The sequence below is a fragment of the Nocardioides sp. LMS-CY genome (assembly GCF_018732145.1).
GTDB lineage: Bacteria > Actinomycetota > Actinomycetes > Propionibacteriales > Nocardioidaceae > Nocardioides > Nocardioides soli.
The window spans coordinates 1534463-1549680 of record NZ_CP076104.1; the positions used below are offsets into that span (position 1 = coordinate 1534463).

Consider the following 15218-nt stretch of genomic DNA (forward strand, 5'->3'; position numbering starts at 1 on the left):
CGCGCGAGCCGCCGGGCATCCACTAATCTCGGAGTTGTGTCAACGGCGACGCATGAAGCGGACAAGTCTGCCCTCCTCTCGAGTGCCATCGAGCTGGCCCGGTCGGGGAGGGGGAGCGGCGGGCCACCGCGGGACGAGCTCGAGGCGCTGATCCGGGCCTACTACCGCCACGTCGCCGTCGAGGACATCGGCGATCGCTCGGACGTCGACGTCTACGGCGCCTTCGCCTCGCACTACAAGCTGGCCGGCAACCGGCCGCAGGGCACCGCCCGGGTGCGGATCCTGACGCCGGGTCCGAGCGAGCAGGGCTGGTCGGTCGACGGACACTCGGTCGTCGAGGTCGTCGTCGACGACATGCCCTTCCTCGTCGACTCGCTGACGATGGAGCTCTCGCGCCAGCTGCACGACGTGCACCTGGTGATCCACCCGGTCTTCGACGTGGTGCGCGACATCACCGGCTCGCTGCAGAGCGTGCGCCCGGTGGGCGAGGGAGCGGAGTCCGCCGGCGAGCGCGACGACCGGGCGGTCCGCGAGTCGTGGATGCACGTCGAGATCGACCGGCTCCCCGAGGGCGCCGACGTCGCGGGCATCGAGGACGCCGTCCAGCGCGTGCTCCGTGACGTGCGTGAGTCCGTCGAGGACTGGGACAAGATGCACGCCCAGGTCGCGACCATCGTCGACGAGCTGACCACGTCCCCGCCGGAGGGCGTCGACCCCGCCGAGGTCGTCCAGGCCCGCAACCTGCTGCAGTGGCTGGCCGACGACCACTTCACGTTCCTCGGCTACCGGGAGTACGGCCTGGAGCGTCACGGCGACCACGAGCACCTCCGCGGGGTCGCCGGCAGCGGCCTCGGCATCCTGCGGGCCGACCAGGACATGGCCGCGACCAGCGGCCGGCTGCCGGCCGCGGCGGCCCGCAAGGCCCGCGAGAAGACCGTGCTGGTGCTCACCAAGGCCAACTCGCGCTCGACCGTGCACCGCCCGGCGTACCTCGACTACGTCGGCGTCAAGAAGTTCGAGAACGGCGAGGTCGTCGGCGAGCGCCGCTTCCTCGGGCTCTACTCCAGCGCGGCGTACACCGAGTCGCTGACCCGGATCCCGCTGCTGCGCGAGCGTGCCGCGGCCGTCCTCCAGCGCATCGGCTTCTCCCCGATGAGCCACGACGGCAAGGCGCTCATGGACACGCTGGAGACCTACCCGCGTGACGAGCTCTTCCACACGACCGTCGACGAGCTCGCGCCGATGGCCGAGCAGGCCATGCATGCGCGCGAGCGGCGCCAGCTGCGGCTCTTCATCCGCCGCGACACCTACGGGCGCTACGTCTCCGTGCTCGTCTACCTGCCGCGCGACCGCTACAACACCGCCGTCCGCGAGCGGTTCTCAGAGATCCTGCGCGACCGGCTCGGCGGCGAGTCCGTCGAGTTCACGGTGCGGCTGACCGAGTCCACGACCGCGCGGGTGCACTTCGTGGTGCACCCGCCCAAGGGCGCCGACATCCGCGAGGTCGACACCGCGGACCTCGAGCGCCGGATGGTCGAGGCCTCCCGCTCGTGGCGCGACGACTTCACCACCGCGGTGCTGGCGTCGTACGGCGAGGAGAGCGGCACCGCGCTGCTGCGCCGCTACCTCGACTCGTTCCCCGAGGGGTACAAGGAGGACTTCACCCCGCGCGTCGCGGCGGTCGACCTGGGTCGGCTCGAGGGCATGCGCCTGGACGAGCACGACTCCGGGCTCGACCTGTCGCTCTACGAGGACCTGGACGCCGGCCGAGGAGAGGCGCGGCTCAAGGTCTATCGCGTCGGGCCGCCGCTGTCGCTGTCGAACGTGCTGCCGATGCTCTCGTCGATGGGCGTCGAGGTGATCGACGAGCGGCCCTACCAGCTCGACCTGGAGCGGCCGACCTACATCTACGAGTTCGGGCTCCGGTACGGCGCGAGCCTGCCCGACCACGCCCGCGAGCCCTTCCAGGACGCGATCCGGGCGGTGTGGGAGGGATTCAACGAGATCGACGGCTTCAACGCGCTGGTGCTCGCCGCGGGGCTGAGCTGGCGGCAGGCCACCCTGCTGCGGGCGTACGCGAAGTACATGCGGCAGGGGAACTCGCCGTTCGCGCTCGACTACATCGAGGGCGCGCTGCGCGGCAACGTCGACATCACCCGCCTGCTGGTGCGGCTCTTCGAGGCCCGCTTCGACCCGAAGCGCGAGCACGGCGGCGAGGACCACGCCGAGGCGGACCTGGAGGAGAGGATCGGTCGAGCGCTCGACGACGTCGTCAGCCTCGACCACGACCGGATCCTGCGCTCCTACCTCACCCACATCAAGGCGACGCTGCGCACCAACTACTTCCAGCCGGGCACCGACGGCGGCCCCAAGCCCTACATCGCCCTCAAGCTCGAGCCCGACGCCATCCCCGACTTGCCGGCGCCCCGGCCGCGCTACGAGATCTTCGTGTATTCGCCGCGCGTCGAGGGCTCGCACCTGCGCTTCGGCGCGGTCGCCCGTGGCGGGCTGCGCTGGTCGGACCGCCGCGACGACTTCCGCACCGAGGTGCTCGGCCTGGTCAAGGCGCAGATGGTGAAGAACACCGTGATCGTGCCGGTCGGCGCGAAGGGCGCGTTCTTCTGCAAGCAGCTGCCGGACCCGAGCCGCGACCGCGACGCGTGGCTGACCGAGGGCGTGGCCTGCTATCGGACCTTCATCTCGGGCCTGCTCGACATCACCGACAACCTGGTCGACGGCGAGACCGTCCCGCCCCGCGACGTGGTCCGCCACGACGGCGACGACACCTACCTGGTGGTCGCGGCCGACAAGGGGACGGCGACGTTCTCCGACATCGCCAACGCGGTGGCCAAGGACTACGGCTTCTGGCTCGGCGACGCGTTCGCCAGCGGCGGCTCGGTGGGCTACGACCACAAGGCGATGGGCATCACGGCCCGCGGTGCGTGGGTCTCGGTGCAGCGGCACTTCCGCGAGCGCGGCATCGACACGCAGACCGAGGAGTTCACGGTCGCCGGCATCGGTGACATGTCCGGCGACGTCTTCGGCAACGGCATGCTCCGCTCGAAGCACCTCCGGCTGGTCGCGGCCTTCGACCACCGCGACATCTTCCTCGACCCGATGCCCGATCCGGCGGCGTCGTACGCCGAGCGGGAGCGGCTGTTCGGGCTCCCGCGGTCGAGCTGGCAGGACTACGACAGCAGCCTGATCTCCGAGGGCGGCGGCGTCTACTCCCGCCAGCTCAAGCGGATCTCGCTCAACGACGCGGTCCGCGAGTCCCTCGGCATCGACGCGGGCGTGGAGGCGATGACCCCGGCCGAGCTGATGAAGGCGATCCTCAAGGCGCCGGTCGACCTGCTCTGGAACGGCGGCATCGGCACCTACGTCAAGGCGTCCTCCGAGAGCCACGCGGCGGCCGGTGACAAGGCCAACGACGGGATCCGCGTCGACGGCTGCGACGTCCGGGCCCGCGCCGTCGGCGAGGGCGGCAACCTCGGCCTGACCCAGCTGGGCCGGATCGAGTACGCCCAGTCGGGGGCCGGCGCCCGCGACGGGGGCGGCTCGGGAGCCGGGGGACGGATCAACACCGACTTCATCGACAACTCGGCGGGTGTGGACACCTCCGACCACGAGGTGAACCTGAAGATCCTGCTCGACCGGGTCGTCAAGGCCGGCGACCTGACCGAGAAGCAGCGCAACCAGCTGCTCGCCGAGATGACCGACGAGGTCGCCGAGCTGGTGCTGCGCGACAACTACGAGCAGAACCTCGCCCTCGCCAACGCGCTCGACCACGCACCCTCGATGCTGCACGTGCACGAGGAGTGGATCCGGCGCCTGGAGCGCGACGGCGTGCTCGACCGCGAGCTCGAGGGGCTGCCGCCGGTGCGCGAGGTCAAGCGCCGCGCCGACGGCAACGAGGGCCTGACCGCTCCGGAGCTCTCGGTGCTGCTCGCGTGGACGAAGATCGTGCTCGCGCAGGAGCTGCTGGAGTCCGACCTGCCCGACGACCCGTACCTCGACTACGACCTGCGCGCCTACTTCCCGACCCAGGTGCGGGAGGGCTTCGAGGAGCAGGTCCGGCGACACCCGCTGCGCCGCGAGATCATCGTGACCCAGGTCGTCAACGACCTCGTCAACGGCGCGGGCATCACCTACTGGCCGCGGCTCGCGGGCGAGACCGGCGCGAGCGCGGGCGAGCTCACCCGCGCCAACTTCGTGGCCCGCGAGATCTTCGGCTCCCTCGACCTGCGCCGGGAGCTGAAGACCTACGACAACCGCCTCGCCGCGGCCCTCCAGACCCGGATGCGCCTGGAGATGCGGACCCTGGTCGAGCGCGCGTCGCGGTGGCTGGTCAACAACCGGCGGCCGCCCCTGGACAGCCAGGGGACCGTCGAGCTGTTCGGAGAGCCGGTACGGCGCACGATGGCGGAGCTGCCCGAGCTGATGAGCGGACGCGAGCTGGCGGCGTACGTCGAGCGCAAGGAGTCGCTCGAGCACGCGGGCGTGCCCGAGGACCTCGCGTCGCGGGTGGCGGTGCTGCCGCCGGCCTACATGCTGCTCGGGGTGATCGAGATCGCCGGCCGCGAGGACCTCGACCCGACCGTGGTGGCCCGCGTGCACTTCGCCCTCGGGGAGCGTCTCGGGCTGCCGGCGCTGGTGCAGCGGATCCTCGCCCTGCCCCGGGCCGACCGCTGGCAGACCATGGCGCGGGCGTCGCTGCGCGACGACCTGCACACCGTGCACGCCCAGCTGACCGCGCAGGTGCTGGGCCGCACCGACGCCGAGGACACCGCGCCGGCCCGGGTCGCGGCCTGGGAGGACGCCGACGCCGTCGTGGTCGCCCGCGCCACCGCGACGCTCGAGGAGATCTGCGCCGACGAGCAGGCCGACCTGGCCCGGCTCTCGGTCGGTCTGCGGGTGGTGCGGGGGCTCCTCGCCTCGGGCTGAGCATGGCCGACCCGATAACGTCGTGACATGACCGACCTCGCCACGGCCGGAGTGGCCGAGACCGCACGGTTGATCAGCGCAGGCGACGTCTCCGCGAGGGGCGTCGTCGAGGCGGCGCTCGCCCGGATCGAGGAGCGCGACCGCGAGCTCAACGCGTTCTCGCGGGTGCTCGTCGACGAGGCGATCGCCGAGGCCGAGGCGCGCGACGCGGCGCTGACCGCGGGCGAGACGCCCGGACCGCTGCACGGCGTACCCCTCGCGATCAAGGAGGAGATCGACGTCGCGGGCACGGTCACGACGTTCGGGGGCGACGGCAACGCGACGCCGGCGACCGCGGACGCCGAGATCGTCCGTCGGCTGCGGGCCGCCGGCGCGGTGATCGTCGGCAAGACCACGATGCCGGAGTTCGGGGCCTACCCCTTCACCGAGTCGGCATCCCGCGGCGTCACCCGCAACCCCTGGGACCCGGCCCGCACGCCCGGTGGCTCCAGCGGCGGTACGGCGGCCGCGGTGTCGGCCGGGATGGTGCCCGCCGGCATGGGCGGCGACGGCGGTGGCTCGATCCGGATCCCCAGCGCCAGCTGCGGTCTCTTCGGACTCAAGCCGCAGCGCGGCCGGGTCACCACCGCGCCGCACCCGCACCTGTGGTGGGCGCTCGGCACGGCCGGACCGCTGACCCGCACGGTGCGCGACAGCGCCGTCATCTACGACGTGGTCCGCGGCAACCTCGACGGCGACCTCTACCGGGCCGCCGGCGACGCGTCGTTCGTGGACGCCGTCGACCAGGCCCCGGGCCGACTACGGATCGGCTGGTCGACCACACCGGTCACGCTCGGCGTCCGTCCCGACCTCGCCCACGTGCACGCCGTCGAGGACACCGCCCGGCTGCTGACCGACCTCGGCCACGACGTGCGCCAGGTGGATCCGCACTACCCCGACCCGACGGCGGCGTTCGTGCCGCAGTTCTTCGCCGGCATCCGCAGCGAGGCCGAGCTGGTGGAGCACTACGACCGGCTCGAGCGACGCACCCGGGAGACCTGCCGCCTCGGCTCGTGGGTCACCCCGAAGGTCGTCGAGTGGGCGCTCGGCCAGACCGAGAAGGTGTCGACCAAGGCCAACCGGGTCTTCCAGGACGTCGACGTGCTGCTCACGCCCGCGATCGCGCACCGGCCGCCACCGGTCGGCCGGCTCGATGGCGTGGGCACGGTCCGAGCCGCGCTGCGGGCGATGCCCTCGATCGCCTACGCCGCGATCTGGAACGTCGCGGGCAATCCCGCCGCCTCGGTCCCGTGCGGCCGCGCGCCCGACGGCCTGCCGCTCGCCGTCCAGCTGGTCGGGCGTACCGACGACGAGGTCACGCTGTTCTCGCTGTCTGCGCAGATCGAGGCGGCACGGCCCTGGCCGCTGCTCGCCCCGGGAGCCCCCCGATGAGTACCCGATGACCGCCGCGATCGAGGTCATCGGCCTGACCAAGACCTACGGCGACCTCCGTGCCGTCGACGGCGTGGACCTGACGGTGGGGGAGGGCGAGTTCGTCGGCATCCTGGGCCCCAACGGCGCCGGCAAGACGACCCTGCTCGAGATGGTCGAGGGGCTGCGCGAGCCCACCGCGGGATCGGCCAGCGTGCTCGGGCTCCCGGCCTGGCCGCGCAACGCCGCGCTGCTGCCGCGGATCGGGGTACAGCTCCAGGCATCGTCGTTCTTCGAGCGGCTGACCGCTCGCGAGCAGATCCACACCTTCGCGTCGCTGTACGGCGTGGCCGCGTCGCGCGCCGACGAGTGGCTGGAGCGGGTCGGGCTGGTCGAGAAGGCCGACAGCCGCGTCGAGCAGCTCTCCGGTGGCCAGGCGCAGCGGCTGTCGATCGCCTGCGCACTCGTGCACGACCCGGAGGTGGTCTTCCTCGACGAGCCGACCGCGGCCCTCGATCCGCAGGCACGGCGCAACCTGTGGGACCTGCTGTCCGGCATCAACGACTCCGGGCGGACCGTCGTGCTGACGACGCACTACATGGACGAGGCGGAGGCGCTCGCCGACCGGGTCGCGATCATGGACCACGGCAAGCTGCTGGTGTTCGACACTCCGGCAGCGCTGATCCACGGGCTCGACGCCCCGACCCGGATCACCCTGACCGACGGCGAGGTGCTCACCACGCGCGAACCCGCCGTCGAGATCGCCCGACTCGCCGAGCAGAGCCGGCTCGACGGCGTCCGCGTGCAGACCGGCACACTCGAGGACGTGTTCCTCGACCTCACCGGACGGGAGTACCGAGCATGAGCACCCCACGCATGAACACCCCAGTATGAGCAGCCGCACCCTTCCTCGGGAGCCGCGGGTGAGCACCCCACGGACGAGCAGGGCCACGCCGTTCTGGGCGCTCTCGCGGGCGATCCTGCGCGGCTTCGTGCGCGACCGCACCGCGGTCTTCTTCGCGGTCGTCTTCCCGCTGATGTTCCTCGTGCTCTTCGGCGGGCTCTTCTCCGACCAGTCCGTGGGCAAGGTCGACATGATCGTCGTCGGCGACGTGTCGCTGATCGACGACCTGCCGGCCGACGCCGACGCGTCGTTCGGGGCCACCTTCGACGTCACCCACTCCGACGACCTCGACGACGCGATCGCCCAGGTGCGCAAGGGCGACGCCGACGTGGCGGTCGAGCAGCAGGGGCAGACGCTCGTCGCGCACTACACGCAGACCGACCCGGCGAAGGCGGGCATCACCGCCGGCGCGCTCCAGGCGCTCGTCGACGGCACCAACCTCGCGGTGACCGGCCAGCCCCCGACGTACTCCCTCGACGTCGAGTCGGTCGAGGACGAGTCGCTCGACACCATCCAGTACTACACGCCCGGGCTGCTCGGCTGGGCCGTCGCGATGAGCGCCGCCTTCGGCGCTGCCGCCACGATCCAGGGCTGGCGGCAGACCAAGCTGCTGCGCCGGCTTCAGCTCGCGCCGGTCTCGACCCGCACCGTCGTCGGCGCGCGGGTCTCGGTGACCGTCTCGGTCGCGCTCGTGCAGATGGCGATCTTCATCGGGGTCGGCGCGCTGTTCTTCGGTCTGACGCTGACCGGCGCGTGGTGGATGGCGATCCCGCTGCTGGTCGTCGGCACGCTGTGCTTCATGTCGATCGGCCTGCTCGCGGGCGCGATCACCAAGACCCAGGAGGGCGCGGTCAACGCCGCGAACTTCATGGTGCTGCCGATGGCCTTCCTCAGCGGTTCGTTCTTCCCGCTCGAGGGGGCCCCGCAGTGGCTGCAGACCTTCTCCCAGGTGCTGCCGCTCAAGCACCTCAACGACGGCATGCTCGACGTGATGGTCCGCGGCGAGCCGTGGACGGCGGCGCTGCTGCCGATGCTGTTCCTCGCGGTGTTCGCGACGGTGGTGACGCTGATCGCCGCCCGGCTCTTCCGCTGGGAGACCACCTAGCCTCGACGTTTCGCGGGGCGGTGTGGTGACAAGGCCGGAGCGACATATCCGTTCGTATTCCGAGCGACGGCAACGCAGTCAGCGGGCGTCCAGCGCGTCGCGTAGCAGGCGCGGAGTTGATCAACACGGCCTGAGGGTCACCCGCTCTCCATCGCGCCTCCACCCCGTCTCCAAGGTTGCCGGCGCACCCCGACCCATCGTGAGGGGGTGAGCCAGAGAGATCTCCCGTACGACGTGGTCGTGGTCGGCGCGCGCTGCGCCGGTGCCACGACCGCCCGACTCCTCGCGACGCGGGGTCTGCGCGTCGCGCTGGTCGACCGGGCGCCGCTCAGCCGCGATCCGCTCTCCACCCACGGGATCGCGCGCGGTGGCGTCGTCCAGCTGTCCCGGTGGGGGCTGCTCGACCGGGTCCTCGAGAGCGGCGCGCCACCCGTCAGGGAGGTGACCTTCGGGGCTCCCGCCGGGGAGCGGACCGTGCCGCTGAAGGCGCGCGCCGGTGTCGACCTCGTCGTGGCGCCGCGGCGCCGAGTGCTCGACGCCCTGCTCGCCGACGCCGCCGTCGACGCGGGAGCCGAGCTCCGCGCCGACCTGGCGGTCGACGGCCTGGTGCGCGACGGCGCCGGGCGGGTCACCGGGGTGACCGCGAGGACATCCACGGGCGGGCACGTCGTGCTGCGCGCTCGTCACGTCGTCGGCGCCGACGGTCTCCGCTCGACCGTGGCGCGGCTCGTCGACGCCGAGACCACGTGCTCCTTCGTCGCCGACCTCTCCCTCTACTACCTGTACGTGCGCGGTGCGCCCTGGCGCGGCTTCGAGTTCCACGTGGCCGACCGCGCGTTCTCGGGCGTCTTCCCCACCCACGACGACACCGGCTGCGTCTGGATCGTGCGCCCGACCGCCCTCCTCGACGGCGTCCGCGCTGCCGGCGCCCGCCGGGGCGTCGCGCTGCTGAGCGAGCTCGACGACGTGGCCGTGCCGCTCGCGGCCCGGGCGCGCGTCGGCCACCCGGTGAGCAAGGTGCGCGGCGTGCGGGCGCTGCCCAACCACGTCCGTCGGGCCCATGGAGCGGGCTGGTCACTGGTGGGCGACGCCGGCTACCACCGCGACCCGATCACCGGGCACGGGATCACCGACGCCTTCCGGGACGCCGAGCTGCTCGCCGACGCGCTCACCGACGGGTTGGGCGGCGCCCGGCCCGAGGCGTCCGCCCTCGCGGCGTACGAGTCCGCCCGCGACGTCGCCCTCGCCGACGTGTTCCGACTGACCCGGGAGCTCACGGCGTTCCCGGACCCCGCTCACTTCGTCGAGCTCCAGCTGGAGCTCGCCGAGGCACTCGACCGGGAGGCGACCCAGCTCGCCTCGCGACCCGAGCCCGCCGGGCTCGATGCGGCGTCCGCCGCCTGACAGGCCGCCGCCCTACCGAGAGGACAGCACCATGACCACCACGCAGCACCAGCACACCAACGGCGTCGACGTTCCGGCGCTCTTCGGCACGATCGACGCCGTCCGCGCGGCGCCTGAGATCGCGCGCTTCCAGTTCCGTGCGCAGACCCGCTGGGTCGACGGCACCTACAACCGCACCACCATCGACACCTTCCACGGCGCCGGGGCAGAGCAGACCCGCACCGAGCCGTTCGTCGTCGAGGCCGACCACCCGGTCGTGCTGGTCGGCCAGGACCGCGCCCCCACGCCCGCCGAACACCTGTTGCAGGCGCTCGGGAGCTGCCTGATGAGCGGTCTGGCCAACATCGCGGCCGCCCGGGGGATCGAGCTCGGGGAGGTCACCGCCCGCGTCGAGGGCGACATCGACCTGCTGGGGATCCTGGGGCTCGACGAGAGCGTGCGCAACGGGTTCGAGCAGGTCCGGGTCACCTTCCACGTGCAGGGCGAGGCCGAGGCGCGCGAGCTCGCCTCCCTGGTCGAGCAGGCGCGGCGCCGTTCCGCGGTGTACGACGTGGTCACCCGCGGCGTGCCCGTGGCCGTCGACGTCGCGACCCGCTGAGCGGGTGCGTGGGGCCGCCGGCGTGGGACCATGATCTGCGTGGTCCTGATCCTGGCCGGCGGCCTGGAGCTCGACGAGACGCTCTTCGAGCTCCAGCGAGACGGCCACGTCGTACCCCTGGAGCCGCAGGCCTTCGACGTGCTCGTGCACCTCGTCGCGCACCGCGATCGGGTCGTGACCAAGGAAGAGCTGATGGACGCCGTCTGGGGCGGCCGGTTCGTCAGCGAGACCGCCGTCACGAGCCGGATCAAGCAGGTGCGGCGGGCGCTCGGGGACGATGGGCGCGCGCAGGCGTTGGTGCGCACCGTGCACGGTCGCGGCTACCGCTTCGTCGGCACCGTGGAGGAGGCCGGGCCCGAGGCCGGGACCGGCGGGGGCGCGGCCCCGCGGCCGCCGATCCGGTACACGGTCACCGACGGCCTGCACGTCGCCTACCAGGTCACCGGCGGCGGTCCGGTCGACCTGGTGCTGATCTCCGGGTTCGTCTCGCACCTCGACATCGACTGGGACGATCCGCGCCACGTCCGCTTCCTCGACGGCCTCGGGGCGATGGGCCGGCTGATCCGCTTCGACAAGCGCGGCACCGGCATGTCCGACCGGCCCGCGGGGGTGCCCGACCTCGAGACCCGGATGCACGACGTGCTCGCCGTCATGGCTGCCGCCGCTTCCGACAGTGCCGTGCTCGTGGGCTACTCCGAGGGCGTCCCCATGGCATTGCTGATGGCGGCACTGCATCCCGAGCGGGTGCGCGGCCTGGTCCTGTACGGCGGCTACGCGCGGCGTACGCGCGCCCCCGACTACCCCTGGGCCAAGACCGACGAGGAGCGCCGTGCCTACGTCGAGCACCTGGTGACCGCCTGGGACTGGGCCGCCGACGCGCGGCTGCGTTGCCCGTCGGCCGATCTGGCCATGCAGCGCTGGTGGGAGCGTCGGATGAGCGCGGCCGCCACCCCGACCACCGTGCGTGCGCTGATGGACATGAACGCGCTGGTCGACGTGCGCGACCTGCTGCCCAGCATCACCGCCCCGGCGCTGCTGCTGCACCGCACCGGTGACGAGATGTTCGACCCCCAGGAGAGCCGGTACATCGCCGAACGGGTGCCCGGGGCGCAACTGCGACTGCTCGACGGTCGGGACCACCTCCCCTGGGGCGACGCCGACCAGGTCCTCGAGGTGATCGACCCGTTCGTACGGACCCTTCCCGAGCTCGGCGGTCACCGTGCGCTGGCCGCCGTCGTGGCTGTTGCGGGCGCCGGTGCGGAGGACGTCCGGACGGCCCTGTCCGGCACCGGTCCGGGCGCGCGGCCCCGGAGCCGCTCCGACGGGACGCCCGTGGTGCTCTTCGACGGACCCGCGACGGCGGTGCGGGCGCTGCGCCGCGTGTTGGGCCGAGCGCCGACGGCGGAGGGATCGGCGGCCGCCGGGGTGGCGATCGCGGAGGTGAGCGTCGCGGGCGACGAGGTCGGCGGACCGGGTGTGGACGAGTCGGTCGAGCTCGCGGCCGCCGCGGAGACCGGCTCGATCCTGGTCAGCAGCGCGGCCGCCGTGCTGCTCTCGGGTTCGGGGATCTCGCTGCGGCCGGACGCGCAGGGGAGCCGGGTGGTGGCCGGCTGAGCCGGCGCCGCGTGGCGGTTCAGCACTCCGGGACTGGGAGGTCTGCCACCCCTCGGGCGCGCCGGGTGAGTAGCGCGCGCTCGTCGTCGTTGCCGGTCAGCGCGGCGGCTGCCCGGAACGCCGCCGCGGCCTCGGCCGGGCGCCCGGCGCGTTCGAGCAGGTCGCCCCGGACGGCGAGCGGCAGGTGCGAGCGGGTCAGCGCGGGGTCGTCGGCGACGGCGTCGAGGACCGCCAGTCCGGCGTCCGGGCCGTGGGCGCGACCGTGGGCGACCGCGCGGTTCACCTCGACGACGGGGCCGGGCGCGGTCCGGGCCAGTACGTCGTACAGCCGGGCGATCTCGACCCAGTCGGTGTCCTCCGGCCGGCGAGCACGGGCGTGACAGGCGGCGATCGAGGCCTGCACGACGTACGTGCCGACGGGCCGGCCGGTGCGTCCGAGCCGCTCGGCCTCGGCGAGCGCGGCGAAGCCGCGGCGGATCAGCAGCTGGTCCCAGCGGCGCCGGTCCTGGTCGTCGAGCAGCACCGGCGTGCCGGCGGCGTCGCGGCGGGCGGGCAGTCGTGAGCCCTGGAGCTCCAACAGCGCCTGCAGGCCGCGCACCTCGGGATCGTCGGGCACCAGGCCGCTGAGGATCCGGGCGAGCCGCATCGCCTCGAGGCACAGCTCGGGACGGATCCAGTCGGCGCCGCCGCTCGCCGCGTGCCCCTCGGTGAAGATCAGGTAGACCACGGCGAGCACGTCCGCCAGCCGCTCGCGCCGCGCCGCGCCCGTCGGCATCTCGAGCGACGCGCCGCTCTCGGCGAGGATGCGCTTCGCGCGGGAGATGCGCTGGCCCATGGTCGCGTCCTTGACCAGGTAGGCGCGGGCGATCTCGGCGGTGGTGAGGCCGCCGACCAGGCGCAGCGTCAGTGCCGTCCGGGAGTCCGGTGGCAGTGCCGGGTGGCAGCCGATGAACGCCAGCCGCAGCACGTCGTCCTCGATGTGGTCGACCGCGTCGACGAGGTCGGTCATGTGCGCGTCCATTCCGCTCCGGGCCAGCTCCGTCGTACGACGACGCAGCGCGTCGGTGCGTCGGAACTGGTCGATCGCCCGGCGCTTCGCGACCGCGGTCAGCCAGGCGCCGGGATTGGCCGGGACACCCTCGTCGGGCCACGTCTCGAGCGCTGCGACGAGGGCGTCCTGGGCGAGGTCCTCCGCGAGGTCGAGGTCGCGGGTCATCCGGGTCAGCGCGCCGACGAGCCGGACCGACTCACGACGCCAGACCGCGGTGATCGCCGCTGCGGTCGGGGTCTCGGTCACCCGGCCGCCGCGGTGCCGTCCTGTGACCAGATCGGCCGGATCTCGACGGCGCCCTCCCAGCCGGGCCAGTACTGCTGGTGCAGCTCCAGCACCCGGCGGGCACCCTCGACGGCCTCCGCCTGCGACCGGGCCTCGATGATCGAGAACCCGCCGACGAGCTCCTTCGCCTCGGCGTACGGCCCGTCGGTGTTGGTGATGGTGCCGTCGGTGAGCCGCAGCTCGACGATCTGCTCGCCGCCTCCGAGCCCGCCGGCCGCGATCATCGTGCCGTCGGCGAAGGCCTGGCCCATCTCGGCGCCCATCGCCTCGATCAGTGCGGGTGGCACCTCGCCCGGGTCGGGCGCCATCTTCACGAACACCATGTAGCGCATCTGTCTCTCCTCGGTTCGACGTTGCTGTCACCCATGCGTCGATCGAACTCTGCCGTTTTCGACACGACGCGTCGAGGAACTTCCCGGCAGGCCCGGCTCGAGCGAGCCGGGGTCCCTGGTGCGCGGTGCGTGTGGATGCGATTCTGCTCGCCACGGTGCTGGCGCACGTACCGGGGGCGAGTCCATCGAGCGAGGCGGGCTGGATGGCGTGCACGTCCGCCGGAGCGTGCCACGGGTGGTCGGTCGGTGGCCCGGCACCGTGGTTCACGCACGCGACGGACGTCGTCGGGCTCGTTGCGCTGACGTTCGCCGCCGTGGTGAACGTGATGGTCGTCCGGATGCTGATGGCCAGGCGCCGGTCACCGGTGCAGGCGCCTGGTGCAGGCGGTCGGTGACGGAGCCGTCACGTTCGTCGGTGGAATCGGATCTTGCCGGTGGGGAGGTGGATGGTCTGGTAGGTGGGGTCGTGGATGAGGGTGTGGTGCCAGGCGCACAGGGGGACGCCGTCGGGTTGGTGTGGCCGCCATCGACCCAGTGCTGTTGGTGGTGGGCGTGGAGGCCGGTGGTGCGGTCGCAGCCTTCGGCGCGGCAGCCGCGGTCGCGCAGGAACATCGCGATGCGCTGGTGCTCGGTGTGGTAGCGGCTTCTGCGGCCGAGATCGAGAGGGATCGAGGCGCTGCCGAGGACGGCGGGGATGATCCCCGCCTCGCACGCCAACCGCCGCGCCATGCCGGGGCTGATCCGGTCACCGGTGTCCAGGACCCCGGCCTTCTCCAAACGTCTGGTGAGGGTGTCCTCGTCGATGACCACCACGACGGTGGCGTTGACGCCGCCGGTGGCCGGCAGCCGGTCGACCGGGTAGCGCTCGATCAGCTCGCACAGCGCCCGCCCGAGTGCTTCGGGTCCGGGGCGGCGTTCGATGCCGGGGCCCTGGGTGGCCGCGAGGTGCTTGGGTGCGGCCAGGGCCATGAGCATCTTCTTGAGGGCGGCGGCGTGGTAGGTCGGCAGGGTGAACCGGCCTCGGGTGGTGCCGTCGCCGTCGTCGGCCATCGTGAGCGAGCAGGCCCGCAGCGCGGCCGCCTCCTGCCGTTGCAGGATCTCGGCTTCGTGGGCGTCGGCCTCGCCGGGCGCGATGACCTCCCACAGCCGCCGCCCCAGCCGACCCAGCGCCTTCGCGTCGTGATGCCGCGCCTCCGCGAGCAGGTGCGCCTCGGCCTTGGCGAGGGTCTCGGGGCCGAGGTCGGCGGGGAGTCGGTCGACCCACCGGACCACCACCCGCGCCCGCTCGACACAGATCTCCCCGGCCGCCAGCGCCTCACGGGTCGACGCGTGGGCCTCGAGGTCGTGGCCGAGCCGCACCGTACGCGCTGCCCGGGTGGTCTTCGCCTGGTAGGCCAGCCAGTTCGCCGCACTGGACGCGCCCCGAACGGGGTGGTTTCGAGACAGGCGCTAGCGCGCCTTCCTCAACCACCGTGACCCCGGACCACGGTGGTTGAGGAGGTTGCGCTAGCAACCGTCTCGAAACCCCGCGTCGGCGGATGCGGTGGGTCGGGTGCTGGGTGGTGGTTTCG

The 15218-nt window shown here is 72.8% G+C and carries 10 protein-coding genes; 7 read left to right on the plus strand and 3 right to left on the minus strand.

The window, feature by feature from the left end; all coding sequences use genetic code 11:
- Positions 1-36 precede the first annotated feature (36 nt).
- The 7 genes from KM427_RS07325 to KM427_RS07355 all read left to right on the plus strand — a co-directional run bounded on the left by KM427_RS07325 (position 37) and on the right by KM427_RS07355 (position 11979).
- Entirely contained in the window at positions 37-4944 is a 4908-nt protein-coding gene (locus KM427_RS07325) for an NAD-glutamate dehydrogenase (RefSeq protein ID WP_215526793.1), read from the plus strand.
- Between the two features lie 27 nt (positions 4945-4971).
- Positions 4972-6375 (plus strand): amidase, encoded by a 1404-nt coding sequence (locus KM427_RS07330; RefSeq protein ID WP_215526794.1) that lies wholly within the window; start codon positions 4972-4974, stop codon positions 6373-6375.
- Between the two features lie 7 nt (positions 6376-6382).
- Positions 6383-7219 (plus strand): ABC transporter ATP-binding protein, encoded by an 837-nt coding sequence (locus KM427_RS07335; RefSeq protein ID WP_183591190.1) that lies wholly within the window; start codon positions 6383-6385, stop codon positions 7217-7219.
- Between the two features lie 58 nt (positions 7220-7277).
- Complete coding sequence (locus tag KM427_RS07340; RefSeq protein ID WP_215526795.1) at positions 7278-8363, plus strand: ABC transporter permease; 1086 nt, start codon at positions 7278-7280, stop codon at positions 8361-8363.
- Between the two features lie 207 nt (positions 8364-8570).
- Positions 8571-9767 (plus strand): NAD(P)/FAD-dependent oxidoreductase, encoded by a 1197-nt coding sequence (locus KM427_RS07345; RefSeq protein WP_215526796.1) that lies wholly within the window; start codon positions 8571-8573, stop codon positions 9765-9767.
- 31 nt (positions 9768-9798) lie between these two features.
- Positions 9799-10365: an OsmC family protein gene (locus KM427_RS07350; protein ID WP_183591187.1), complete on the plus strand. Its 567-nt coding sequence runs from the start codon at positions 9799-9801 to the stop codon at positions 10363-10365.
- 39 nt (positions 10366-10404) lie between these two features.
- Positions 10405-11979, plus strand: a complete 1575-nt coding sequence (locus tag KM427_RS07355; protein ID WP_215526797.1) for an alpha/beta hydrolase — start codon at positions 10405-10407, stop codon at positions 11977-11979.
- Positions 11980-11998: 19 nt separating this feature from the next.
- Here KM427_RS07355 and KM427_RS07360 read toward each other — a convergent pair whose 3' ends face one another.
- From KM427_RS07360 to KM427_RS07370, 3 genes are all read right to left on the minus strand, one after another.
- Positions 11999-13276, minus strand: coding sequence for an RNA polymerase sigma factor (locus KM427_RS07360; RefSeq protein WP_215526798.1), 1278 nt, complete (start codon positions 13274-13276; stop codon positions 11999-12001).
- Positions 13273-13647, minus strand: a complete 375-nt coding sequence (locus KM427_RS07365; RefSeq protein WP_183591184.1) for a YciI family protein — start codon at positions 13645-13647, stop codon at positions 13273-13275. Before KM427_RS07365 ends, KM427_RS07360 begins: the two co-directional genes overlap by 4 nt.
- Before the next feature lie 264 nt (positions 13648-13911).
- Positions 13912-15006 (minus strand): DUF222 domain-containing protein, encoded by a 1095-nt coding sequence (locus KM427_RS07370; RefSeq protein WP_252275131.1) that lies wholly within the window; start codon positions 15004-15006, stop codon positions 13912-13914.
- Between the last annotated feature and the right edge of the window lie 212 nt (positions 15007-15218).

Excerpts from the sequence above, each read along its gene's own strand:
- KM427_RS07330 (WP_215526794.1), top strand. The coding sequence starts at position 4,972 with ATGACCGACCTCGCCACGGCCGGAGTGGCCGAGACCGCACGGTTGATC.
- KM427_RS07335 (WP_183591190.1), top strand. The coding sequence starts at position 6,383 with ATGACCGCCGCGATCGAGGTCATCGGCCTGACCAAGACCTACGGCGAC.
- KM427_RS07350 (WP_183591187.1), top strand. The coding sequence starts at position 9,799 with ATGACCACCACGCAGCACCAGCACACCAACGGCGTCGACGTTCCGGCG.
- KM427_RS07365 (WP_183591184.1), bottom strand. The coding sequence starts at position 13,647 with ATGCGCTACATGGTGTTCGTGAAGATGGCGCCCGACCCGGGCGAGGTG.